At 31.4% G+C, this 25,103-nt stretch carries 21 protein-coding genes and 1 pseudogene; 19 read left to right on the top strand and 3 right to left on the bottom strand.

Going from position 1 to position 25,103, the window contains the following annotated elements:
- Positions 1-31: 31 nt before the first annotated feature.
- From gldF to dnaN, 3 genes are all read left to right on the top strand, one after another.
- A complete protein-coding gene (gene gldF / locus EOD40_RS17550) occupies positions 32-757 on the top strand; it encodes a gliding motility-associated ABC transporter permease subunit GldF (RefSeq protein ID WP_128197774.1) in 726 nt (241 codons plus the stop codon).
- The gene (gene gldG / locus EOD40_RS17545) at positions 757-2,442 is read left to right on the top strand and encodes a gliding motility-associated ABC transporter substrate-binding protein GldG (protein ID WP_128197773.1); all 1,686 of its coding nucleotides are present in this window, start codon (positions 757-759) and stop codon (positions 2,440-2,442) included. The genes gldF and gldG overlap by 1 nt, the downstream gene beginning before the upstream one ends.
- 105 nt (positions 2,443-2,547) lie before the next feature.
- Entirely contained in the window at positions 2,548-3,666 is a 1,119-nt protein-coding gene (dnaN, locus tag EOD40_RS17540) for a DNA polymerase III subunit beta (protein ID WP_128197771.1), read from the top strand.
- Positions 3,667-3,818: 152 nt separating this feature from the next.
- Here the strand turns inward: dnaN and EOD40_RS17535 are convergent, their stop codons facing one another.
- The gene (locus EOD40_RS17535; protein ID WP_128197769.1) at positions 3,819-5,591 is read right to left on the bottom strand and encodes a MutS-related protein; all 1,773 of its coding nucleotides are present in this window, start codon (positions 5,589-5,591) and stop codon (positions 3,819-3,821) included.
- 69 nt (positions 5,592-5,660) lie between these two features.
- Positions 5,661-6,494: a universal stress protein gene (locus EOD40_RS17530; RefSeq protein ID WP_128197767.1), complete on the bottom strand. Its 834-nt coding sequence runs from the start codon at positions 6,492-6,494 to the stop codon at positions 5,661-5,663.
- Positions 6,495-6,640: 146 nt separating this feature from the next.
- Here EOD40_RS17530 and mnmE point away from each other — a divergent pair, with 146 nt between their 5' ends.
- The 10 genes and pseudogenes from mnmE to EOD40_RS17490 all read left to right on the top strand — a co-directional run bounded on the left by mnmE (position 6,641) and on the right by EOD40_RS17490 (position 15,355).
- Entirely contained in the window at positions 6,641-8,044 is a 1,404-nt protein-coding gene (mnmE, locus tag EOD40_RS17525) for a tRNA uridine-5-carboxymethylaminomethyl(34) synthesis GTPase MnmE (protein ID WP_128197765.1), read from the top strand.
- Positions 8,045-8,192: 148 nt separating this feature from the next.
- Positions 8,193-9,323 (top strand): tyrosine-type recombinase/integrase, encoded by a 1,131-nt coding sequence (locus tag EOD40_RS17520; protein ID WP_128197763.1) that lies wholly within the window; start codon positions 8,193-8,195, stop codon positions 9,321-9,323.
- A 4-nt stretch (positions 9,324-9,327) separates the two neighbouring features.
- Entirely contained in the window at positions 9,328-10,314 is a 987-nt protein-coding gene (locus EOD40_RS17515; RefSeq protein WP_128197761.1) for a hypothetical protein, read from the top strand.
- Positions 10,315-10,401: 87 nt separating this feature from the next.
- On the top strand, positions 10,402-10,686 hold the full coding sequence (locus EOD40_RS17510; protein WP_128197759.1) for a helix-turn-helix transcriptional regulator: 285 nt from the start codon (positions 10,402-10,404) through the stop codon (positions 10,684-10,686).
- 10 nt (positions 10,687-10,696) lie between these two features.
- Entirely contained in the window at positions 10,697-12,127 is a 1,431-nt protein-coding gene (locus tag EOD40_RS17505; protein ID WP_128197758.1) for a DUF3987 domain-containing protein, read from the top strand.
- Positions 12,128-12,352: 225 nt separating this feature from the next.
- Positions 12,353-12,526, top strand: a pseudogene (locus EOD40_RS18355) (PG0870-related protein); the annotation flags it as partial.
- On the top strand, positions 12,527-13,399 hold the full coding sequence (locus tag EOD40_RS17500; protein WP_164905508.1) for a DUF6371 domain-containing protein: 873 nt from the start codon (positions 12,527-12,529) through the stop codon (positions 13,397-13,399).
- Between the two features lie 3 nt (positions 13,400-13,402).
- Entirely contained in the window at positions 13,403-13,531 is a 129-nt protein-coding gene (locus tag EOD40_RS18290; protein ID WP_262707540.1) for a hypothetical protein, read from the top strand.
- A gap of 151 nt (positions 13,532-13,682) precedes the next feature.
- Positions 13,683-14,066 carry a plasmid mobilization protein gene (locus tag EOD40_RS17495; protein WP_128197754.1) on the top strand — a complete coding sequence of 128 codons (384 nt, stop codon included), beginning with the start codon at positions 13,683-13,685 and terminating at the stop codon, positions 14,064-14,066.
- Complete coding sequence (locus EOD40_RS17490; RefSeq protein WP_128197752.1) at positions 14,063-15,355, top strand: relaxase/mobilization nuclease domain-containing protein; 1,293 nt, start codon at positions 14,063-14,065, stop codon at positions 15,353-15,355. The genes EOD40_RS17495 and EOD40_RS17490 overlap by 4 nt, the downstream gene beginning before the upstream one ends.
- Before the next feature lie 268 nt (positions 15,356-15,623).
- Here EOD40_RS17490 and EOD40_RS17485 read toward each other — a convergent pair whose 3' ends face one another.
- Positions 15,624-15,986 (bottom strand): hypothetical protein, encoded by a 363-nt coding sequence (locus tag EOD40_RS17485; protein ID WP_128197750.1) that lies wholly within the window; start codon positions 15,984-15,986, stop codon positions 15,624-15,626.
- 305 nt (positions 15,987-16,291) lie between these two features.
- Here EOD40_RS17485 and EOD40_RS17480 point away from each other — a divergent pair, with 305 nt between their 5' ends.
- The 6 genes from EOD40_RS17480 to EOD40_RS17455 all read left to right on the top strand — a co-directional run bounded on the left by EOD40_RS17480 (position 16,292) and on the right by EOD40_RS17455 (position 25,031).
- Positions 16,292-17,875, top strand: a complete 1,584-nt coding sequence (locus EOD40_RS17480; protein WP_128197749.1) for a type I restriction-modification system subunit M — start codon at positions 16,292-16,294, stop codon at positions 17,873-17,875.
- Positions 17,875-19,101 carry a restriction endonuclease subunit S gene (locus EOD40_RS17475; RefSeq protein ID WP_128197747.1) on the top strand — a complete coding sequence of 409 codons (1,227 nt, stop codon included), beginning with the start codon at positions 17,875-17,877 and terminating at the stop codon, positions 19,099-19,101. The genes EOD40_RS17480 and EOD40_RS17475 overlap by 1 nt, the downstream gene beginning before the upstream one ends.
- A 98-nt stretch (positions 19,102-19,199) precedes the next feature.
- Positions 19,200-19,985, top strand: a complete 786-nt coding sequence (locus EOD40_RS17470; RefSeq protein ID WP_128197745.1) for a trypsin-like serine peptidase — start codon at positions 19,200-19,202, stop codon at positions 19,983-19,985.
- Positions 19,986-19,996: 11 nt separating this feature from the next.
- On the top strand, positions 19,997-21,475 hold the full coding sequence (locus EOD40_RS17465) for a hypothetical protein (RefSeq protein ID WP_128197744.1): 1,479 nt from the start codon (positions 19,997-19,999) through the stop codon (positions 21,473-21,475).
- 6 nt (positions 21,476-21,481) lie between these two features.
- Positions 21,482-24,361 carry a type I restriction endonuclease subunit R gene (locus EOD40_RS17460; protein WP_128197742.1) on the top strand — a complete coding sequence of 960 codons (2,880 nt, stop codon included), beginning with the start codon at positions 21,482-21,484 and terminating at the stop codon, positions 24,359-24,361.
- A 94-nt stretch (positions 24,362-24,455) separates the two neighbouring features.
- The gene (locus tag EOD40_RS17455) at positions 24,456-25,031 is read left to right on the top strand and encodes a hypothetical protein (protein ID WP_128197740.1); all 576 of its coding nucleotides are present in this window, start codon (positions 24,456-24,458) and stop codon (positions 25,029-25,031) included.
- Positions 25,032-25,103: the final 72 nt, after the last annotated feature.

Genomic DNA, 25,103 nt, shown 5'->3' with positions numbered 1-25,103 from the left:
TTCAAATTAACAAATACACAACTCATAAAGAATGAAAGCCCTATTATTACGTGAAATTAAATCCTTTTTTGGCTCTCCCATAGGTTATTTAGTTATCGCCATTTTTCTAATCATCAACGGATTATTTCTGTGGGTTTTTGAAGGCGATTACAACATCCTGAATTCGGGTTTTGCCGATATGACTCCTTTTTTCACCCTTGCTCCCTGGATCTTAATTTTCTTAATCCCGGCAGTAACCATGCGTTCTTTCTCTGACGAAAGAAAACAAGGAACACTTGAATTATTACTAACTAAACCATTATCTATTTGGCAAATAGCAAACGGAAAGTTTCTTGGAGCTGTATTGCTCATCATCATCGCCATTATTCCAACATTTATTTATGTGGAAGTAATTTCGAATTTAGGAATGCCCGAAGGCAATATCGATATGGGAAGTACTATTGGATCTTATTTTGGACTTTTATTCTTAATTGGCGCTTACACTGCTATCGGAATATTTACTTCTACCCTTTCTGATAACCAAATTGTAGCCTTTATTCTTGCTGTCTTTTTGTGTTTCTTTTTCTATTTTGGATTCGAAGGTTTTGCAACTATCATTCCTTCTTTTTCGTCGTTTATTTCGGTTTTAGGAATGCAAAATCATTTCAAGAGCATGAGCCGCGGCGTAATTGACACCCGTGATATTATTTACTTTGTAAGTGTGGTTGTGGCTTTTCTTTCGTTTACTGTTTACCAACTTAAATCTTTTAAATTGTAATGATAGCTGCTAAAAAAAGAAACCTACAATCAGTATTGATTACAATTGCAATCCTGTTACTCGTAAACTTAGTTGGGAATTCATTCTTTCACCGATTTGATTTAACTAAAGATCATCGTTATACCTTATCGCAAACTTCGCTAAATATTATCAAGCAGGTCAAAGAACCGCTTTCGATAAAAATTTATATGGAAGGCGATTTGCCTGCCGAATTCAAAAGATTGCAACAAGAAACCAGAGAGTTATTAGAAGAATTTCAAGCGTATAATTCGAATATTATTTTCGAATTTGTGAATCCTCTAGAGAACGAAGACGAAAGCATGGACAACATCAAATCGTTGTACATGAAAGGATTAACACCTGTAAACATCACGGTTGACGACAAAGGAAAACAATCCCAGGCCATGGTTTTTCCTTGGGCAATTGCAGTTTATCACAACAAAGAAGTGAATATTCCGCTGTTGAAAAACATCATGGGAGCTTCCACTACCGAAAAAGTAATTGGCTCAGTTCAACATTTAGAATATTCTATTGCCGATGCTTTAAATAAAATTACCAAAGAGAAGCAAAAAAAGATTGCCGTAATTAAAGGAAATGGCGAAATCCAAGATGTTTCTATTGCTAAGTTTCTTTTGCAAATAAGAGAAAGTTACCACATTGGTCCTTTTACCTTAGATTCTGTTGCCAAAAGTCCCGTTCCCAGTTTAGAAGCCTTAAAAAAATACGACTTGGCTATTATTGCCAAACCTACTGAAACCTTCACAGATGCCGAAAAACAAGTCTTAGATCAATTCATTATCAACGGTGGAAAAACGATTTGGTTAATCGATCAGGTAACAGTAGAAATGGATAGTTTGTACAACGATGCCGGAGCTACTTTGGCTTTCCCAAGAGATTTGAATTTGAACGATATGTTCTTTAAATACGGTATCCGAATCAACCCTGACATTGTAAAAGATGAACAAGGAAGCCCTATAAAACTGGCCACCGGCGAACAAGGAAGTGCGACGCAATACCAGGCTTTCAACTGGAAATTTGCACCTTTGGTTTATCCTGAAAGTCAACATCCTATTGTGAAAAACCTGGGTGGAATCAAATTTGATTTTGCTAACCCAATTGACACTTTAAAAAACGGAATCAAAAAAACCGTTTTATTGCAATCGTCAAAATATTCTAAAAAAGTAGGAACGCCAGCCGAAATCAATTTGAACATTGTAACCGAGGAAACCAGCCCAAATCATTACATCAATACCGGAAATATTCCGATGGCGGTTTTACTTGAAGGCAACTTCCGTTCAGTGTTTCAAAACCGGGTTTTAGCTTTCAACCAAAAGAATTTTGAAGCTACAGGAAAAGCCTGCAAAATGATTGTGATTTCGGATGGCGATATCATCAAAAATCAACTAGATAAAAATTTCGCTCCTGTTGAATTAGGCTTTGATCAACGCTCAGGAAATTTATACGACAATAAAGATTTTCTGCTTAACTGCGTCAATTACTTACTGGACGATACCGGACTTATTAACATTCGATCTAAGGATTTAGATTTGCCATTATTAGACAAAGAAAAAGTATACGAAAATTATACACTTACCCAAGTCATAACTATCGGGCTTCCAATTCTAATTTTAGCGATTTTTGGAGTTGTTTTTAGCTTTTTAAGAAAGCGCAAATACAGCAAATAGATGTTAATAAAAATTTTTCTATACTAGATTTGTTTACGATATATTTGTAAAAATGTATCATTTGCAAAATCAAAAAAAAGATACCTAAAAAATAAAATATAACAGATGAAATTTATAGTATCGAGTTCGTACTTATTAAAGCAATTACAAGTTTTAGGAAGCGTTATCAATAGCAGCAATACTTTGCCTATTCTGGACAACTTCTTATTTGAATTAGACAATAACGAATTAACGGTTTCTGCCTCTGATTTAGAAACAACTATGTCTGCCACTTTAGCAATCGATTCTACCAGCAAAGGAAGTGTGGCGGTACCTGCTAAATTGCTTTTGGAAATCTTAAAAACTTTCCCTGAACAACCTTTGACTTTTACTGTAGAAGAAAACAGCACTATAGAAATTAGTTCTAACTCAGGAAAATATGCCTTAGCTTATGCTCCCGGAGAAGAATTCCCTAAAGCAATAAATCTGGATGAACCTTCCGTAACTTTAGTTCCTGCCGATGTATTAGCTACTGCGGTTAGCAAAACTATTTTTGCTGCCGGAAACGACGATTTACGTCCGGTGATGTCAGGAGTATTCTTCCAGTTTTCTCCACAAGGATTGACTTTTGTGGCTACAGATGCTCATAAATTAGTAAAATACGCCCGTACAGATGTTACTGCATCTCACGTTGCCGATTTTATTATGCCAAAAAAACCATTGACTATCCTAAAAAATATTCTGTCTACATCAGATGCTGAAGTAAAAATAGAGTACAACGATTCGAATGCTACTTTTTCTTTTGATAACTACGTATTGATGTGTCGTTTGATTGATGGGAAATATCCAAATTACGAAGCTGTAATTCCAAAAGAAAACCCAAATAAATTAATGATTGACCGTTCTCAATTTTTGAGTTCTGTACGTCGTGTGGCTATCTTTTCGAATAAAACAACACACCAAATTCGTTTGAAAATTGCCGGTGCCGAATTAAATGTTTCTGCTGAAGATATTGATTATTCAAACAAGGCCGAAGAAAGACTGACTTGTGATTATCAAGGTGACGATATGCAAATAGGTTATAACTCCCGTTTCCTGACTGAGATGCTTACAAACCTGCAATCAGACATGATTATGCTGGAAATGTCATTACCTAACCGTGCAGGAATTTTAACTCCCATTGATGGATTAGAAGAAGGTGAAACAGTAACGATGCTTGTTATGCCAGTAATGCTAAATAGTTAAATAAAAATTAAGAAAATATTAAGTTTTATTTTTGATATTCAAATATAATACTTATCATTGCGAACTATTAACCAACCATTTTTTATATTTAAAAAACCGCGATTCCTCCTAGAAAAGCGGTTTTTTTTCTTTTTAAACTTTCTGATTTAGAACTAAATAATTTCCATTTTCTTCATTAAAAAAGTAGCACTTTTATTTCGGCAAATTCCGTCTCTTAGTTTATAATCAAAATGCAAATCATTATCCTTAATTTCGACCTCAAAACAATTATTGCTTAATATTTCGGGATAATCATTGGTTGTCAAACAGACTTCAATATCATGTGTAGCAATAGCACCAATTGCTTTTTTAGCAATTACTTTTTTAAGCACTTCAATAGTTCCGTTACGTTTATCGTCCGAATTGGTTCCTCTTAAAATTTCGTCTAATAAAACAAAAGCAGGCTTTTGCTCTAAAGCATCCATAATTTGTTTCAGACGCTTTATTTCGGCAAAGAAATACGATTCACTATCTGACAAAGAATCCGAAAGTCGCATCGAAACCAAAACCGGTAAAGGGTGAATTGTAGCTTCGGAAGCACAAACAACCGAACCCACTCCCGCCAAAACCATATTGACTCCCAAACTCCTCAAAAAAGTACTTTTGCCTGACATATTGGAACCCGTCAAAATCATAAAGGATTGGGAATAAAAATGGGTATCATTCCCTACTCTGGTCTCCGGATTCAACAAAGGATGACTCAAATTTGAAAAACTAATTTTAAAATCGGTATTTAATTCAGGATAAGCAAACTCAGGATTATTATATGAAAAATTAGCCAGACTATTGAGTTTCTCGAATTCGCCAATTACAATTAACCAATCTTCAAGAGCTTCAGAATGTTCTTTTTTCCACTTTAACAATGATTTTAAAACATGAAAATTAAATAGAAATGTACCATTGAAAACTGTGGCTGTAACTAAATTTGCAATAGTATCCATTCTTGAAAACAACTCTGATAATTTTTTAAAATGCGTACTTGCATTGGCTGATTTGAATTGCAGTCTTTTTTGCAAATCAATTAACTTTTGAGAATGAAATTTTTCATCTTCAATTTTTTTTACCAACAAGCCATATTGAGCAATAATCTTATCAATATTTTCGGCACTTGTAATTTCGCTTTGAATTCGTTTGAAAAATTTGCCTAGAAACATTAAATTAATAACAAACACATACGATGAACAACTCAAAAAAACAGTGTTATCAGTAATCAAATAAGCTATCAATGTTGCTAAAAACAAAGCAGGAAAAACATAAGAAAGAACGATAGCCGTTTTTGATAAATCTGAACCAGAACTTTTATTCCATTTCAACAATGCTTCATAACTACTTTGATTGTCCTGACTTACTTTGGCGAAAGCCAAAAATTCCTGACGCCAATCTATTTTTTGATTCAATTCTTTAATTGACTGCTGATTTTCAAGAATAACATCGTTATCATTTAATGTCAATAATTGATTGGCAAGTGTTTTTTTCCCAATAAAAGTTGCTGTTCTGTTTAAATTTTGGAATAAGGAATGCTCTCCAAAAATATCTAAATCATAAGCATACGGATGATGAAAATCCTGAAACTCCACACCATTTTCAAAAGGGATTTTTTCTCTTTTCAGAAATGAAATTTCATCTTGATTGATCTGTACCAATGCCTTTTTTAAGAGTCTTTGAAAAGACAAACGGGAATGAATTCGCATTAAAACCAAAAAAGCAGCAAAAAACAACACTGCCAGAATAATCCAAAATCCTTCCGATTTTTGAATATAAAAATAGATTGCAGTTAAAAACAGGAAAATACTCAACAATCGAAGCAAACTGATTGAATTGTATTTTGTGTTGATTTTGCTTAATTCCCCAGTAAAAAAACTAACCTTAGATTTATAAATGTCCATAATGTATCAAATGAGACACAAATATAAACCAGCCTAATAAATTAAGTACTGAAAATTCGTTAAAAAGTACTATTTAATTGGAATGGCTAAAACAGGAATATCCAAATTTGATGCGCAGTCCTTAGTTAAACTATGATGGAAAAGGTTTTCGAAAAAATTGCGTTTGTAAGTTAGCATAACCAGAATATCCACTTTTTTAAACATAATGAAATCAAGAATGCTCTCTTTGACTTCTTCACTAAACACAACATTAAAATCAACAGGATCATTAGCAAATTCTTTTTCCCACTCTTTGATGATTTCTTTTGTCACATCAGAACTTTCCTTTTTCACATATAGGCATTTGATTTTTGCACCCATCTTTTTGGCTAATTTTAGAACTTTCTTTAATGCCTGTTTATCTTTATCTCTGAAACGGGTAGTAAAAACAATATTTTTTACAGGTTTAAAAGCTGCCTTCACCGGAATACTCAATACAGGAATACTCACATCTGAAATTACAGCCGTGGCATGTGTCCCCAGTAAAACTTCTGACCATCCCGTTACACCTTCCGTTCCCATAACTATATAATCAATATTATCTTCCTGGATTACTCGTTCTATTGTACTCAATAAATTGCCATCCATTAATCGATGTGTCATTTTAATTCCGTCCAAATTGCGTTTTTGGGCAATAGCATGTAGTTTAGGCAGCTCATCCTTAAAAATTTCAAATTGAGTCAACTCGACTGATTCATAAATCAGCATGTAATTTTCCGGAAAATACTGGCTATCAAAAACAGGCAAATCAAAGGCGTGCAACAACACTAACTCACCGTCAATACTATTAGCAAACTCTAAAGCATGTACAAAAGCATTGGTTGCAGCTTCAGAAAAATCGGTAGGAAATAAGATGCGTTTCATTTTAAACAACTTAAAAAATTAGACATCAACTAGTAGAATAAAGATACAATTTTAACGCTTTAATTCCCAACAAATTGTGGTTTTATATTCGCCCGCTAAACAATACTTCATTAGATTTAGTACCTTTGCAATCAATCTAAAAGAAAATGCTAAACAACGATTCTATAGTAGCACTGGCAACACCTTCGGGTGCCGGAGCGATTGCGATAATCCGAATTTCGGGACAGGATGCCATTACAATTGGTAACTCAGTTTTTAAATCTGTTAAAAACAAAGACTTAACAAAACAGAAAACGCATACACTGCATTTAGGACATATTGTAGATGACAGCAAGACCTTAGATGAAGTATTGATTTCTATTTTTAAAGGACCAAATTCTTATACAGGCGAAAACACTATCGAGATTTCCTGTCACGGTTCCACTTATATCCAACAGCAAATTATTCAATTGTTATTGCGAAAAGGCTGCCGCATGGCCGATGCCGGCGAATTCACACTGAGAGCTTTCCTTAACGGAAAACTGGATTTATCCCAGGCCGAAGCCGTAGCCGATTTGATTGCCTCAGACAATGAAGCTTCACACCAAATTGCGATGCAGCAAATGCGTGGCGGATTTTCAAATGAAATTGCCAAACTCCGTGAAGAATTATTGAATTTTGCCTCTTTAATAGAACTCGAATTAGACTTTGCAGAAGAAGATGTGGAATTTGCCGACAGAAGTCAGTTTAACGAATTATTGAACAGAATCGAATTTGTTTTAAAACGTTTAATTGATTCTTTTGCCGTTGGAAATGTCATCAAAAATGGAATCCCAGTAGCTATTGTAGGTGAACCTAATGTGGGGAAATCAACACTTTTGAATGCTTTATTGAATGAAGAGCGCGCCATCGTTTCGGACATTGCCGGAACAACCCGTGACACCATTGAAGACGAATTAGTCATTGGCGGAATCGGATTCCGATTTATCGATACAGCAGGAATTCGTGAAACCCAGGATTACGTGGAAAGCATCGGAATCAAAAAGACTTTCGAAAAAATAGAACAGGCACAGATTGTTCTTTATTTAGTTGACAGTTATGAGTTGTCGGTTGTGAGTTTGGAAATATTAAAAATTGAGATTGAAAAAGTTAAAAATCAATTTCCCTTAAAACCGCTTTTGATTGTCATCAATAAAATGGATTTGCTTTCAGAAGAAAAAATTAAGTTAATTGAAACACAACTCACAACACATAACACACAACTTCAATTTATTTCAGCCAAAAACAAAATAGGAATCGATGAATTGAAAAACCAACTCCTATCGTTTGTCAACACTGGTGCCTTGCGCAACAACGAAACAATTGTTACCAATACTCGTCATTACGATTCTTTACTAAAAGCCTTAGACGAAATCCAAAAAGTAAAATACGGACTCGAAACTAATCTTTCCAGCGACTTAATGGCTCTGGACATCAAAGAAGCTTTATATCAGTTTGGAACCATAACTGGACAAGTGACAAATGACGAATTACTAGGGAATATCTTTGCTAATTTTTGTATCGGGAAATAAAAGTACTTTCTTTAAGTTTCTTTGTCTTTCTATTAGTTGACAACCATTGATTTAACAGGATTTCTACTTTCTTGTAATATCTTTAATTCATACATTTGTTACATTCAATGTACACCTCAAACCAAAAAAGGTGTAAAAATGTACACCTATGAATATTACTTTAAAGAAAAAGAAATTGCAAAATGGCAAATTCAGTTTGTATCTAGAATACTACAAAGGTTCAAGTATAAACAAAGATGGTAAAAGAGTTCACTTAAGAGATTTTGAGTATCTAAAACTTTATCCGTATCAAGCCCCTAAAACTGCTAATGAAAAGAAAGAAAATAAGGAAATTGAAATTTTAGCAGAACAAATACTTTCAATCCGGAAAGCAGAATATTTTCAAGGAAAGTTCGATATAAAAAATACTGCGAAGGGTAAACGTACATTTTTAGATTATTTTCATGATAAAACTGAAGAAAAAATTGACTCTCCTAAAAACTATGGAAATTGGACTGCCACATTAGTACATTTAAAAAAATGTATTTCAACAAATTTGACTTTCGAAGAAGTTGATGAAAACTTCATTAAAAGGATTCGTAATTATTTTGACAAAGAAGCTAAAACAAAAAGTGACACTCTCCTATCTCTTAATTCAAAATACTCCTATTTCAATAAATTTAAAGCCTGTTTGAGAGCCGCATTTGATGATGGCTATTTATCAATTAATTATGCTTCAAAAACAAAATCATTTGAACAGGCTGAAAGTCAAAGAGAATATCTAACGCATCAAGAGCTTCAATCACTAGCTAGTACTCCTTGCAAATATGAAGTTTTAAAAAAAGCCTTTATTACGTCTGCATTATCTGGATTAAGATGGTCAGATATAAACACTTTAGTTTGGGCAGAAGTAAGAGATGAAGACAATGGAGTTAGTCGAATCAATTTTCGTCAAGAAAAAACAGATGGGGTTGAATATCTTTATATCTCAAAACAAATTAGAGAACTTCTTGGTGAAAGACAGCTCCCTACTGAAAGAGTTTTTAAAGGTTTAAAATATGGTGCCGTTTACAATAATGAAATTGTCCGTTGGTGTAATCGTGCCGGAATATCAAAACACATAACATTTCACAGTGCCAGACATACGAATGCAGTTCTATTACTTGAAAACGGAGCTGATATCTATACAGTTTCCAAAAGATTAGGGCATCGTGAGATACGCACCACAGCAATCTATGCAAAAATTGTTGATCAAAAAATGAAGGAAGCGGCTAATTTAATACCAAACTTAAAACTTTAACAATATGTTACATTCGTATTTCAAAATTAAAAACAAGCATTACAAAACTTTAGATTACATTAATAGTAATTCAAATTCAAAAGATGAGAATCTATTTATAAAGAAAAAAATTAAAAAACTAAATCAGTATCAATATTTCTTTTTTCTAAATAACATCCTAGAAAATAACAATTTAAAAAATATTTCAATAAATACACTTGAATTATTCTTTGAAAAAAGTGAAATTATTTTAAATGCAAGCGAATATATTTCTCTTCAAAAAAATGGTAATACAAATGATTTTGTACCTGTTAAAGAAGATTGGATTACTTTTCATCATAAAGACAATCTCAAATCATTAATTGATTATTTTTTAAACACAAAAGAATATCCAAAAGAAACACTTATAACTAAATTACTGGTTTTATCAGAAAGAACCTTAACAGATATTTTACAATCAATATTTATTTTGAGAGTTTTAATAGATGAATATGTGGACGAGATATTAAACGGTGATGTAGATGAAAAATATTACTTTTTAATACTTATTTCAAATGGATTAGAAAATGAAATAGGACATGTTCAGTGGTTGCTAGATTCAATTCAAGAAAAAATAGATTCTTTATCAAAAACTAATATTCAAAATGAAAATTACTTAATAGATATAGATAATGAAATTTTAAAAAAGCTCTATTGGGGATTAGAAAAAAACATGTTAATTGACCAAGAAAAAACTTCATTGAAACAATTCATAGAGGTTTTGAAACACGATTGGAAAACTCATAATTCAATTATGCACCTTGAGATGGACAATATCCAGTTTAGATATTTTATTGAGTGTATAGATCAATTTTTAAAAACTAAAATACCGCTAACATTTATTCAGCGTTCTGGAAACATCAGAAATAAAAATGGAAAAATAAAAGCTGGTTCAATGTACACTGCAGGTTCTAATAATATCATAAAACAAAAAGATATTGAATTAATTAGATCAATTTTCGAAAAAATATAAAAATAAAGATTAAGGTTCTTAACCTCCTTAACTTTTTGTATTATCCTTTATTGACATTTGCTCCCATAACGATAAAACATATCACTTATGGAAAGCAATGTAATTCTTCAAAAATTGACCCAATTAGAAAAACTTATAATTGGAACTAACAAACAAATCTTCACTGTTGATGATGTTGTGAACTACACGGGGTTTTCAAAAAGTTATGTATACAAACTTGTACATAATAATATAATCCCCTACTCTAAACCTAATAATCGTACTCTGTTTTTTACCAAAACAGAGATTGACGAATGGTTACTTCAAAACAAATCAAAATCGATTTCTCAAATTGAAAAAGAGGCAGCAAATTATGTAAACTCAAAAAAATAATATTTGAGTTATGATTGATCTAAAAAACAATACCCTTCTTACTAAGGAAAGTAAAAAGGGTAAAATCTTTGATTCGCAAAACAAAGATATAGAAAAAGAAGGGCAAATTGATATCATTGATCTAGAAATTGATTTTTTGAAACATAAAGAAACTCACGGAAACTTATTCCCAATAGAAATTTATCCAAAAGCCATACAAGAGATAATTATTGAGGTTCACAACAAAAATTTATTCCCCATAGATTATCTTGGAGCAGGTATCCTTTCGGCTGCTTCGACTTCAATTGGTAAATCACATAAAATTAAAGTGAAAGACGACTGGGAAGAGAAAGTAAACCTATTTATGGTAATTGTTGGGCAACCAGGAGATGCAAAAACACAATCCTTAAAATTTTGTTTTAAACCAATTCAAATTAAAGAAAGTCAACTTTATATTGAATACGAAAAGCAATTAGCTGAATACGAAAGAAATAACCCGGATAATACTGAAAATAAATTCAAAGAAAAAAAACCGATACTAAAAAAATATTTATTAAGCGATTTTACACCTGAGGCACTAATTCTAAATCACACTTATAACAAGAGAGGAATGTGTATATATGTAGATGAATTAAAAGGTTGGTTAAAGAATTTTAACCGCTATAATAGTTCTAATGAAGAAGAAAATTATTTGAGTTTTTGGAGTGGAACTGAAATTTCAACTGATCGGACTTCGGTGAAAAGTCTAAGGCTTGACGATCCTTGTTTAAGTGTTGTGGGAAGTACCCAAATTTCCGTCTTAAAGGATTTTGGAAAAGATGGAAGATCAACTAATGGTTTTATGGATCGATTGCTTTTTGTTTATCCAAATGAAGAAAAAATATTACAATGGAATATTGAATCGATAAACAAAGTACTTTTCAATAATTACAATGCATTAATCCACAATTTAATTGAAATAGGAGATGAAGATCCAAATGTATCAACTGTGATAGAGATTGAACCTGAAGCAAAAGAATATTTATTCCGATGGCAAAACAATAGACCCTACAAGTTTTTCTTTGATTATGAACGGAGCATAGAAATCAAATTACAACAATATGTATTGCGTTTTACTTTAATTCTTCATTTAATACATTCAATCGTAGAGTGTAAATCAAAAAATAAAATAGAGATCTATTCAATAAAGGGGGCTATTAAGCTATTTGACTATTTCTTAAATAACGCCATCAAAGTTAGAACTGAGATTCTAAAAAAAAATTATTTTGAAACTCTTACAGAACTTCAAAAAAATATTTTAAACGAACTCCCCAAAACTTTTACAACTGCTGAAGGGATAAAAATAGCTTGTAAATTAATTGAAGGTAAACCTAGAGTGTCTGATAGACAATTTAAAACCTACTTAAAAGACCTCAAATTATTCAAAAGGCTTGCACACGGAAGTTATGAAAAAATAGTATAGACTTCATTTTCTTCACTTCCTTCACTTTAACACTTAAAAAACTGAATTACAACATATTGAAAATGAATATTTGTGAAAAATTAGTGAAGAAAGTGAAATATAGAATTCACTAATAATATTCAAAGTGAAATCAAAATGAAGCCAAAGCGAAGTAAAAAACACACCCTAAACCCTTACTACTACATGAAAGTGAAGAAAGTGAAGAAAGTGAAACCATAGTAAATTATGCATAAATATTCATTACATAAAAAATCAACAAAACACCCATGTCCAAACTGTAATAAAAAAACAATGGTGCTCTATATTGATGTAGAATCAAGCGAATATGTTTCTCTAATAGTTGGAAGATGTGACAGAGAAATAAATTGTGGCTATCACTATACTCCCAAATCTTATTTTATGGATAATAACATCGAATATAAGTATCATGTTACCAACGAAGCTAAATCAGTAAAACAAGAACAAATTTCATATCACAATGAAAAGGATTTAATATCAACATTTAAATCCTTTTCAAAAAATAATTTCATAACGTTTCTATTATCACTATTTGATGCTCAAGAGGTAGAAAAGATAGTTAACGATTATAAGATTGGAACTGCTAATTTTTGGAATCATGGTACTGTATTTTGGCAGATAGATTCAAATAATTTTATTAGAGGTGGAAAAGTGATTATTTACAATAGATCAGGTAAAAGAACAAAGTACATCAATTGGATTCATTCAATAAAAATAAAGTCGAATGAAATAAATAGTTTCAATCTCCATCAATGTTTTTTTGGAGAGCATTTAATCAGTAATTGTAAAAATATAATTGCTATTGTCGAATCGGAAAAAACGGCTTGTATTATGAGCTTATTATTTAAGAAATATATTTGGTTAGCAGCAGGTAGTTTAAATGGCTTAAATGATAGTAAAATGTATGCCCTAAAAAATCGAAAAATAATTTTATATCCTGATTTAGGTATCAATGGACTTAATGGTAGTCCATATAGTATTTGGAAATCAAAATGTATTTATTTCAAAAATAAGGGATTTGATATTGAAATTTCAAACTTACTTGAAGACAAAGGCTCTTCTGTTAATAGAACTAATGGATACGACATTGCTGATTATTTTATTGAAAACATTAAATACATTCCAAAAAAAATAATTTCAAACGAGCATAAATTAATACACAAATTATATCAGCAAAATAAGAATTTAAAAATTCTTATAGATGTGTTTGACTTGAGAGATTATTACGGAAATACAATACTAGATAAATTATAATTTATGAAAAATATCACACACGAAGCTTATATAAAAGCTAATATTTTTGACCAATTCCCTAACTCCACAGATAACAGAAATATCTTAAACGGTTTCAAAGATTTAAATGATTGGTTTATGAAAAATAAATAAACAATTGAATCACTGTATGAAAGAGCAAGGTGTGATTTGCGAATCTCGAAACTCAAAAACTCCGTTTTAGCTTCTCATTCACAAAACCTCCTTGCCCTAGCGGGAATGAAATACTCCGAAGTCGTATTTCTTAAAACTAAAATCTTAATTCATGGAAAATTATAATAAAGGAGGAAGACCCAAAACAGAGAATAAACGAAAAATTGGAAAAACAATTTGGTTTACAGAATCAGAAAATAAAATTTTAATGACTCTTTTATCCGAAGGAGAATACCAAAGTTGTAATGATATGATTAGAGATATTGTAATAAATAAAAAATACCAAATTATAAGTCTGGACTCTGATAGTCGAATTCAAAAAAATATTTTGATTGAACAAACCAGGAGAATCGGAAACAACTTCAATCAATTAATCAAACATTTTAATCAAAAGAAATTGGATTCTTTTAGTAAAGAAGAAATTTTAGCTTTAAAAACAACTCTAAATAATATCAAGATCATTTATGAACAAATTGAAAAAACAACCAGAGGATGATAGCAAAAATAAGCACAGGAAGTTATACTGCCGGAATGGTCAAATACAACCATGACAAAACTATAAATTCTAAAACGAGAGAAAAAGATGCTGAGTTAATTGGAACAAAAAATATAATCACACCGAATTTTGAATCTATTGTTTCTACTATACAGGATTACAACAGTAAAAACAAAAGGGTAACAAAACCCAATATCCACATAAGTTTAAATTTTTACAAAGATGATTTACTTGATAATGAAAAAATTCTCGAAATAGGAAATGATTACATGGCTCAAATGGGTTTTGAAGACCAACCATACGCTTTTTACAGACACTTTGATAGAGAGCATCCCCATATTCATATTGTAAGTTCAATGATTAATTCTGAAGGCAAGAAAATCAATGACTCACATATTTATTTTAAAAGCCAAGCCTTAACGAGAAAGCTTGAAGAGAAATACAATATCACTAAAGCAGTTTGTAAAAGAGGAATACTCGGAGAAAATGATATTCATAAAGCTATTTACGAACATTTAGAGCATGGTAAGCACAGTTTAACAGGTATCTTGAATGAGGTATTGTATAAAGTTTTAGATTCTAAACCAACATCAGAAAATGAGTTTGACAAATTATTAGAAAGCTATCAGGTAAAACGATTTGTATCTTTTGATAAGGACAATAATCCAAAAGGACATTATTTCGATCTATACCCGTTAGAATATCTAAATGAAGCTATTCCTTTTAAAAAATCAAAAGGTATTGAAGGAAAAACTCTGGATTTTAATTTCAACCATGAATCTATTCAAGCTCAGTTAATGTTGAATTCAAAGGGTAAAGAGCAATTAAAAAACGGAATTATGGGTAAAATTTATGCTGTTTTAAACCCTATTTTGGATAACCAATCATCAATAAAATTAAGTGATTTAAAAATAAATTTTAAGAAAAAAGGGATTGAATTAATTACTAAAAGAACTCAAACAGGAGAAGATATTGGTAGTATTCATGGACTTTTATTTAAAGATATTCATACTAAATATACCTATTCAGCTACTGAAATTAAGCTTAAAACTAAAGGATTATTGAATTTATTGGAAGATGATGAAAAACGTTATAAGACCCCAACTTATTACAAAGAGAATATTCCCAAAAATGTGAGTGAACAGAAAATATTTATTCCTGAATCACAGCCTAATAACAGCATTATAAGTTCTTTTTTTGAAACTTTAAATGCAATCCTTACGGACACTCATAACTCATTCGATGATCAACAAATTAACAATAAGAAGAAAAGAAAAAAGTTAAGATAATAAGAGGATACAAGTATACTTCTTTCTTTTATTCTTTTAATGTATTAATGTTTGTATTAATGTTTGTATTAATGTTTGTATTAATGTTTGTATTAATGTTTGTATTAATGTTTGTATTAATGTTTGTATTAATGTTTGTATTAATTAAAGTTTACAAGTATACTTGTTTCATTTTATACTTTTATAAGTATATATCTATCTAATTATATATTTCTCTATCTATATATTTCTCTACAATTATAATTTTATAAAATTATAATTGTAGAATTTAAACTAAAAACTCAGTATCAATAATAGGATTTAGATCTAAATCAAATTGTTTTAAATATTCTTCTTTCTCATATTCCTCAAGTTCATCATTAATTAAATCATAAATGTCTTTATAGGCTAGTTCTGTGCAACCGGAAAGAGGATAATTTTGCTTTCTGTATTCAATTTCTAATTTTAGAATTTCAACTATCTTAGGCTCTACGTATTGTTCTAAAAGAGAATATAAACACAAACCCTGGTACACTAAAGGATATGATCCTTTAATATGGTTAGCTAGTACTCTGTAATATGATGATTGTATTAAAAGTTGCTCGTAATTCTCATTAAATTCAATTTTACTTTTTTCCGGGTTTTCTAACATAATTTTCTCTTTAAAAAGTTAATAACTATAAATTAGATTATCTATTGAATTTAAATTTAACAAACAATAATTTACAAAATATATTCTTTAAAAGAAAATTGGAGATAATTTCAAATAGAAGTTGAATTTAAAAAACTAAAACCCTCTTGCTTACTGCAATACAACTTAAAAACTATTAAAAGATAATAAAGGAAAACAAAAAGTAAACTTTTTTTTACTTTATTATACCTAAGTCTATTAGAAATTATATTTTTTTCGATAATTTTAGCACTTATTATTATCTATTATAATTCAATACTCGCTTAATGGCAGCCGAACAAAAACAAAAATTAGAACAACAACTTTGGAATATTGCCAACACCCTTCGTGGGAAAATGGATGCCGATGATTTTAGAGATTACATATTAGGTTTCATTTTCTATAAGTACCTGAGTACTAAAATGGATTTGTATGCCAATACCATTCTACAGCCCGATGGATTGACTTTTCAGGAAATCGAAGGGCATGCTGAAGAAGCTGCCTTATTAGAAGAAATTAAACAACTAGCCTTAGATAAATTAGGCTACTTTTTATTACCATCAGAGTTATTTTCAGAACTAGCACGAAGAGGAAATGCAGGCGGAAAAAACAATTTTATCTTAGGCGATCTTTCTAAAGTACTTACGCACATTGAGCAAAGTACGATGGGTTCTGAAAGCGAAGAAGATTTTGGAAATCTGTTTTCTGACCTGGATTTAACTTCTCATAAACTTGGAAAATCAGAATCTGATAAAAACGAACTGATTGTTAAGGTTTTGGTTCATCTGGACGAAATTGATTTTGACTTAGAAAATACCGATAGCGATGTGCTTGGCGATGCTTACGAATATTTAATTGGGCAGTTTGCCAGTGGTGCAGGGAAAAAAGCAGGTGAATTCTACACTCCACAACAAGTCAGTAGCATTTTGGCGCAACTGGTAACGGTGGGCAAAGACCAATTGAAGAGCGTTTATGACCCTACTTGTGGCTCGGGTTCTTTGTTGTTGCGTGTAGCCAAAGAAGTAAAAAACGTGAGTGCTTTTTACGGGCAGGAAATGAATCCTACTACATACAACTTATGTCGTATGAATATGATTATGCACGATGTACATTACAAACGTTTTGATATTAAGAACGAAGATACTTTAGAGAGACCACAGCATTATGATATGCGTTTTGAAGCCATTGTTGCTAACCCTCCTTTCTCGGCAAACTGGAGTGCGAGTCCTTTGCACATGACTGACGAACGTTTCTCAGCTTATGGGAAACTTGCCCCAAGCAGCAAAGCCGATTTTGCTTTTGTACAACACATGGTACACCAGCTGGACGATTATGGAACTATGGCAATTGTGTTACCTCACGGTGTTTTATTTCGTGGTGCTGCCGAAGGACACATACGTCAATACTTGATAAAAGAAAAAAATTACCTGGATGCCATAATAGGTTTGCCAGCGAATATTTTTTACGGAACTTCTATACCTACTTGTATTTTGGTTTTGAAGAAAAAAAGAGAAAACCCAAACGATATTTTATTTATAGATGCCAGCCAGCATTACGAAAAGGTAAAAACCCAAAACGTATTGCGTACCGAGGATATTGACAAAATTATTAGTACCTACAAATTATATGTAAGTCATCCTGAGCTTGTCGAAGGACAAAATAAATACAGCCACCTTGCTCCTTTAAGTGAAATAGAAACTAACGATTACAACCTGAACATTCCTCGTTATGTAGATACTTTTGAAGAAGAAGATACTATAGATTTACAAGCCATAACTGCCGAATTACGGGAGCTGGCAGCACAAAGTAAAACTACCGATGCTACTATTGCAGAATTTTGTATTGAACTAGGAATTGAAACCCCATTTTAATGAGCACAGCAACTTTACATAGCGAAAAGAAGGAAACTTTAGTGCCAAAATTGAGGTTTCTTAGTTTTGAGGGAAATTGGGAATTAGAAAAGTTTGGAAAATTAGTAACAAATAAATCAGGAAAATTTAATCCTATAAAAGAAAAATCATTTACAAAGTGTATTGAATTAGAACATTTAGCAACAGAAACTGGTCAATTGCTTGGTTTTATTGATGGGAGTAATTCTGGGAGTATAAAGAATAAGTTTAATGAAGGAGATGTACTTTTTGGTAAACTAAGACCATATTTGAAAAAATATCTTCAGGCATCTTTTGACGGAGTTTGTTCTTCGGAAATATGGGTTTTAAAAGGCTTAAAAATCACCAACTCTTTCTTATATCAAATTATTCAAACAAATAAATTTATTGATTTAGCAAATCAATCAAGTGGTTCAAAAATGCCTCGTGCAGATTGGAATGTTGTTGAAAGTGGAATTTTCTCTTTTCCAACCTTCCCAGAACAACAAAAAATAGCTTCTTTTTTAAGTGCCGTCGATGAAAAAATACAGCAACTTTCCTGCAAAAAGGAACTCTTAGAACAATACAAAAAAGGTGTAGTGCAACAATTGTTCTCTGGGAAATTGAGATTTAAAGACGAGAATGGAAAAAATTATCCGGATTGGGAGGAGAAAAAGTTGGGTGAGGTTGCCAATAGAATTGTTAGAAAGAACAAAGAAAACAATCTTAATGTTTTGACTATTTCTGCACAACTTGGTTTAGTAAGTCAATTAGAATATTTTAATAAATCTGTTTCTGCAAAAGATGTTACTAATTACTATCTGCTAGAAAAAAATGATTTTGCTTATAATAAAAGTTACTCTAATGGCTATCCAATGGGGGCAATTAAAAGGCTTAAAAAGTATGACAAAGGTGTAGTGTCAACTTTATATATATGTTTTCGTTTTAATGAATCAGTTTCATTGAATTTTATGGAGCAATATTTTGAATTTGGACTTCACAATAAAGAAATTGAAAAAGTAGCTCAAGAAGGTGCAAGAAATCATGGATTACTAAATATTGGAGTAAATGATTTTTTGAATGTCGATTTAATTATTCCATCTATTCCTGAACAACAAAAAATAGCCAATTTTTTATCGGGTATCGATACCAAAATAGACGGTGTTAACAAACAAATCACCCAAACGCAAACGTTTAAAAAGGGGTTGTTGCAGCAGATGTTTGTGTAAATAAACGAACTAACTAAGATTACAAGTACAAATACAGTAAATTTTAAAGACATCTAAATGTTAAATCTTAATTATAGTAACCAGTAATCTAATTAGATATGAAAGTAAAGGTTAAATTATTTGTGTCATTTTTGGTGTTTAGCTTATCTGCAATTGTATTTGGGCAAAATAATAATCATTGTAATGGTGTGGTACTACAAAGAAGGACAGTTTCGGACACTCTAAAACCGAATACTTTTGTTGTTTATGTAAATCCATGTAGATTATTTGGCGGGTTTTCGGGTACTGCTTTTTTAATACATCCGAGGGTTTTATTAACAGCAGGTCACAATGTTGCTAAGAGAAAACACAGAGGGATTAATAAGGTCAAAAGTTTATATGTTGAATATGCCACTAAAAACGATATAAAGCTTCATTCGCAATCATTTTCTGTAAAACAAAACAAGAACATCATCAGTGGAAGTGATGGAGTATTTCGTTATCATGTAGAGGAAGATTGGGGAGTTATCATTTTACCTGATGAATCAATTTACAAAAATGTTGATGGATATTTTAAACTCGAAACGTACAATCCATTAGATATTAAAGACACTATCCATTTAACAGGATATCCAGCAGAAAAAACTCAAAAAATTAGAAAAACGGATGTAAGTTTAAATTACCATTATAATAACAATGTCCTTAATTATGATTTTGAAACAGAACATGGTGATAGTGGAGCAGCCATTTGGTATTATAAAAAGGGTATCCCTACTGTATTTGCTATTCATACAAATGGTGATCCAAAGAATATAAGCTGTGGAAGGGCTACCATAATAACTCCTTTAATTTATGATAAAATTATAGCATTTTGCAACATTCAAGGTATAGATATAACTAATTAAATAGTATGATTATGGAAATTCAAAAACATCTTTTTACATTGATTTTAGTATTTATTTTTTGTTCTTGTTTTGGACAAAAAACTCCAATAAATTATATGGGAGAAAAATTAATAATTCCACCAAAAACAATTGAAGAATTAAAAAAAACGCCATTGATATATGAATATCATATTGATTCATTGAAAATATATAAAACGAATAATAAAGATACAGTTGTTTTATTTGAAGGAGCGAAACCTTTCTTAGATGCAATTGAAGATCCATTACCTAATATAAATACTATTAATTCCTTAAGGGATAAAGTAAATGAGAACACTATATTTAATGATAAGATGTTAAACATCTTTTTTGCAGATGAAGTGGCAAGATATTTTAACGGAGGTAGTGATTTGTCTTTACAAAAATTCTACAGTAGTATTGAAGCAGAAGATTCATCGCTGTCATTTGGAGTCAATTTTGATCCAAGAAAGGAGTCAAAACTAAAAAAACTAACATGGCTATTCAGTGCTGGTTTTAAAGCTAAAGCAGACTCAAAATTTTCAACATTTGTAAAGAATGGAAAACTTGATAATAGTGATTTAGGAATTACTGGAAAAGTAACACTAATAGGTAGAGGAGTATTAAACTATAATGAAATTAGTAAAGACAAAGTTACGATTTTGGACAGAAAAAAAATTATTACTTTAAACCGTAAAAAACTACTTAAGAAATACACAGATAAAATTGAAAAATACAAAGCTGAGGATTATGATAAAGATCTAGATAGTTTAAAATTATTATATGATTTAAGTTATAACAAAATAGATACTTTATCAGTTAAACAAAAAGAATTTATTTTAGATAAATACCAAGAATATTATCAAAAAATAGCAGAAGATGAAATAAGCTTTATTAAAAAGAATAAATTATATCACCGTTTTAGTGACAAGTGGGGGAGTCTAGATGTGTTCCTTCCTATTGGTCAAAAATCATATAAGTATGCATTAACAGATACGAGTCCTGACAAGCCTTCAACAACTAATTTTTATCCTTTAAAAATAACTGGAACATATACACATTTATTAAAATGGTCATCAGGACAATCATTATATCTAACAGCTCAAGTTGCTGCATTCAATAACAATAATGTGCTTGCTGATAAAACAGATGCCACAACTTTTCAAACTATAACTTCACAATCCCCAACACAACAAGCTGTAACCACTGAAAACGTTTACGTTTTAGCGAATGGATTTGATAGATTTATTACTGGTGTTGCTAGATTTGAAACGGTATTTTTTGTTACAAATTGGATCGGGATTAGTCCAGCTATTGAAAAAAACTTTGGACAATATTATCATAGAACAAATTGGAAATTAGGAATTCCGTTTAGTTTGAAAGATAAAGAAGGTAAGCCATCTATAAATTTTGAATTACAATGGAAAGAAGTTAATAAAGATCACTTAGTTGGTATTAGTGCTAGTTTCTTATTTGGTAAATTTTTGAACTAATTTTATATGAGCCATCAATCCGAAGCACAATTAGAAAACAATTTAATCAGGCAATTGATTGGTTTGAACTATTCCTCTGTAAAAATACAGGATGGTAGTGCTTTGGTTACCAACCTTAAAAATCAGCTTGAGGTTTTTAATGATACGACTTTCACTGTCAAAGAGTTTGATGCTATTTTGAATCATTTAGCGAAAGGCAATGTTTTTGAAAAAGCCAAAACGCTTCGGGATCGTTTTCAGTTGGATAAAGAAGATGGTACTTCGTTTTATGTTCGTTTTTTTAATACTGAAGATAGCAGTCAAAATTTATTCCAGGTTACCAACCAAATCAGTTTAGAAGGAAGTTATAAAAACCGTTTTGATGTTACGCTTTTGGTTAACGGTTTGCCTTTGGTACAAATAGAACTCAAACGTTCAGGAATTGAAATCAAAGAGGCTTTCAACCAAATTAATCGCTACCAAATGCACTCCTTTTGGAGCAATCATGGTTTGTTTCAGTACGTGCAACTGTTTGTGATAAGCAATGGAGTAAATACCAAATATCTTGCAAATAACAAATTACAATCGGTCAAACAAACCTTCTTTTGGGCGGATTCCAATAATAAAAACATCACCGAGTTAACCGAGTTCGCAGCTGCTTTTTTAAACCCGGAACATTTGGGTAAAATGATTGCACATTATATCGTAATCAATGAAACTCATAAGGTTATGATGGTGTTGCGACCGTACCAATTTTTTGCTACCGAAGCGATTATTCACCAGGTTAAAAACTCTAATGACAACGCTTATATTTGGCACACCACAGGTTCAGGAAAAACCCTGACTTCTTTCAAGGCAAGCCAAATTTTAATGGAATTGCCAGACGTTCATAAAGTTGTTTTTGTTGTTGATAGAAAAGATTTGGATTATCAAACCATGAATGAATTCAACGCTTTCAAAAAAGATAGCGTTGATGTTACCGATAATACCCAATCGTTGGTAAGGCAATTAACGGACAATACTAAGTTAGTCTTAACTACGATTCAAAAATTAAACAATGCCGTTTCAGAACGTTTTTCAGGTAAAATTGAAAGCTTACGACATAAGAAAATCGTTTTTATATTTGATGAATGCCACCGTTCTCAATTTGGAGAAACCCACGATAGAATTAGCAAATTCTTTGATAAAAGCCAGCTAATTGGTTTTACAGGAACACCCATATTTGCTGAAAACGCATCTAAAAATGATTTAGGAAAGCGTACCACCAAAGATTTGTTTGGCAACTGCCTGCATAAATATGTGATTACTGATGCTATTCGGGATCAAAATGTATTGCGTTTTGGGATTGAGTATATAGGGAGATACAAAAACAAAAGTAACACCTTTATTGATATTGAAGTTGAAGATATCGATAAGCAGGAAGTATTGGATTCTGAAAAAAGAATCAATAAGATTGTTGATTATATTATTGCCTATCACAATCAAAAAACCTTTAGTAGAGATTATTCGGCACTATTAGCAGTGAGTAGTATTGATAATGTAATTCAGTATTACGATCTTTTTCAGCAAAAGAAAATAGCCGGAGAACATGATTTGCGCATTGCTACTATTTTCACTTATGGCACTAACGAAGATTCAGATGATGCACAGGATTTTCTTCCTGGTGATGAAGTCGATTTTGATGTTTTAGCAGAAGCTCCATCAACTTATCAAACCAAGCGTACCAGAGATAAATTGGAAACTTATATTGCTGATTATAATGCAATGTATGGCACGAGCTTTTCAACCAAAGACGGTCAGCAATTTGAGAATTATTTCAAAAATATTAGCCAACGTTTAAAAGACCGGGAAAAACAAAACTTCAATGATGAAAAAGATCGTTTGGATATTGTTATTGTTGTGAACATGATGCTTACAGGTTTTGATGCTAAAAAAGTAAATACTTTGTATGTAGACAAAAACCTGAAACAACACGGTTTAATTCAGGCTTATTCCAGAACTAATAGAATATTAGGTGAACAGAAGTCACAAGGAAATATTTTGTCTTTTAGAAACCTTAAAAAGGCTACAGACGATGCTATTACTTTGTTTTCGAATAAAGAAGCTATCGAAGTGGTTACGATGCCTAATTATGAAGCGATAGCTGCCAAGTTTGAGGAAGCTTTAAAACTCTTAAGAGAAATTGCTCCTACTTATCAAAGTGTGAATGATTTAGAAAGCGAAGAAGACGAAGCGCTATTTGTGCAAGCTTTCCGAAAATTAATGCGAGCCATGAACGTCCTGCAATCCTACGCTGACTTTGATTGGGAAGATTTACAGATTGACGAACAAGAATACGAAGACTATAAAGCCAAGTATTTAGACTTATACCAAAAAGTAAAACAAGACAATCAAAAACAAAAAACGTCTATACTGGACGATATTGATTTTGAACTAGAGTTAATCCACCGGGATAAAATTAATGTTGCCTACATCCTGAAATTATTAGCTCAATTAAAAGCTACAAAAACTGCTTCGGCAGCAGCTGTACAACGAAAAGCTATTATTGATTTATTGGGAGGAGATATTCAGTTAAGAAGCAAACGGGAATTGATTCAAAAATTCATCGATGAGAATATGCCTCACATAAAAGATGGAGATAAAATTGAAGATGAGTTTGAAAAATTCTGGCAAGATCAAAAGGTCTTAGCATTAGGCAAACTGTGTGAAGAAGAACATTTGGACAAAGCACAATTCAAAGCCTTAATTGATGCCTACATCTACAGTGGTAGAGAACCTATAAAAGACGAGGTTTTTCAATGTTTAGACAACAGACCAAGTATTCTTCAAGCCAGAGTAATCGGCGATCGAATTATAGCTAAAATGAAGGAGTTTGTGGAGGTTTTTGTTAAAGGGATGATGGCTTAGGGGATTAATGGCAATACGAGGGGTTCATGATATGAATGGATATTTTTCTGGTAAGTATGCCAAATAGATATAGGGATAACGAAAAGGTACAATTATGAATAAATTACAAGATATTGTGGATGATCAAATTAATAAATTAAAAAGGTGTATTGACGCAATCAAGGGGAATGATTTAGAAGTAAAGACTATAGAAATTGATAGTAGCTATCTAAATGAAAAGTACAGAAAGACACAAACATTTTCTAAGTGTGCTAATTTTAAAGATTTGTACGATAGCTTACCGAAAAAAGTACCTGTTTTATATTGGCTGACTTACGATGCTACAAAATTAGAAAATGATTCTTTAAATCAGCTATTTGAAAAGATTAGCAAAATACCTAAAGAAAGAAAATTTACAGAAATACCAAGTTCCCGAAGAAAATCTAGCGGGGTCTTATATGTAGGTAAAGTTATAGATAAATTTCACTATAGGTTTGTTAATCATTTGGGACATTCTGTTAGTGACAGAACTGGAAGTTTACAACTGACCTATTGGTACGATACTGAACGTTATGGCAATTTGAAATTAAACTATATAGTATTTAAAGAAGAAATGAAAAGCTTACTTGGAGTTCTTGAAATTGAATTAGCAAAGGAATTAAAACCTATAGTAGGATCGCATAAGAATTAATTAAAGTTGAAAAACTATCTGTAGAAAAAACAGAGCTATTCATAGAAACTATCTCTTTTGGCAACATGAACC

The sequence above is a fragment of the Flavobacterium sufflavum genome (assembly GCF_004016525.1).
Classification (GTDB): domain Bacteria; phylum Bacteroidota; class Bacteroidia; order Flavobacteriales; family Flavobacteriaceae; genus Flavobacterium; species Flavobacterium sufflavum.
The sequence above is the reverse complement of the archived record's forward strand: the minus strand, read 5'-3'. Positions and strand labels throughout refer to the sequence as shown.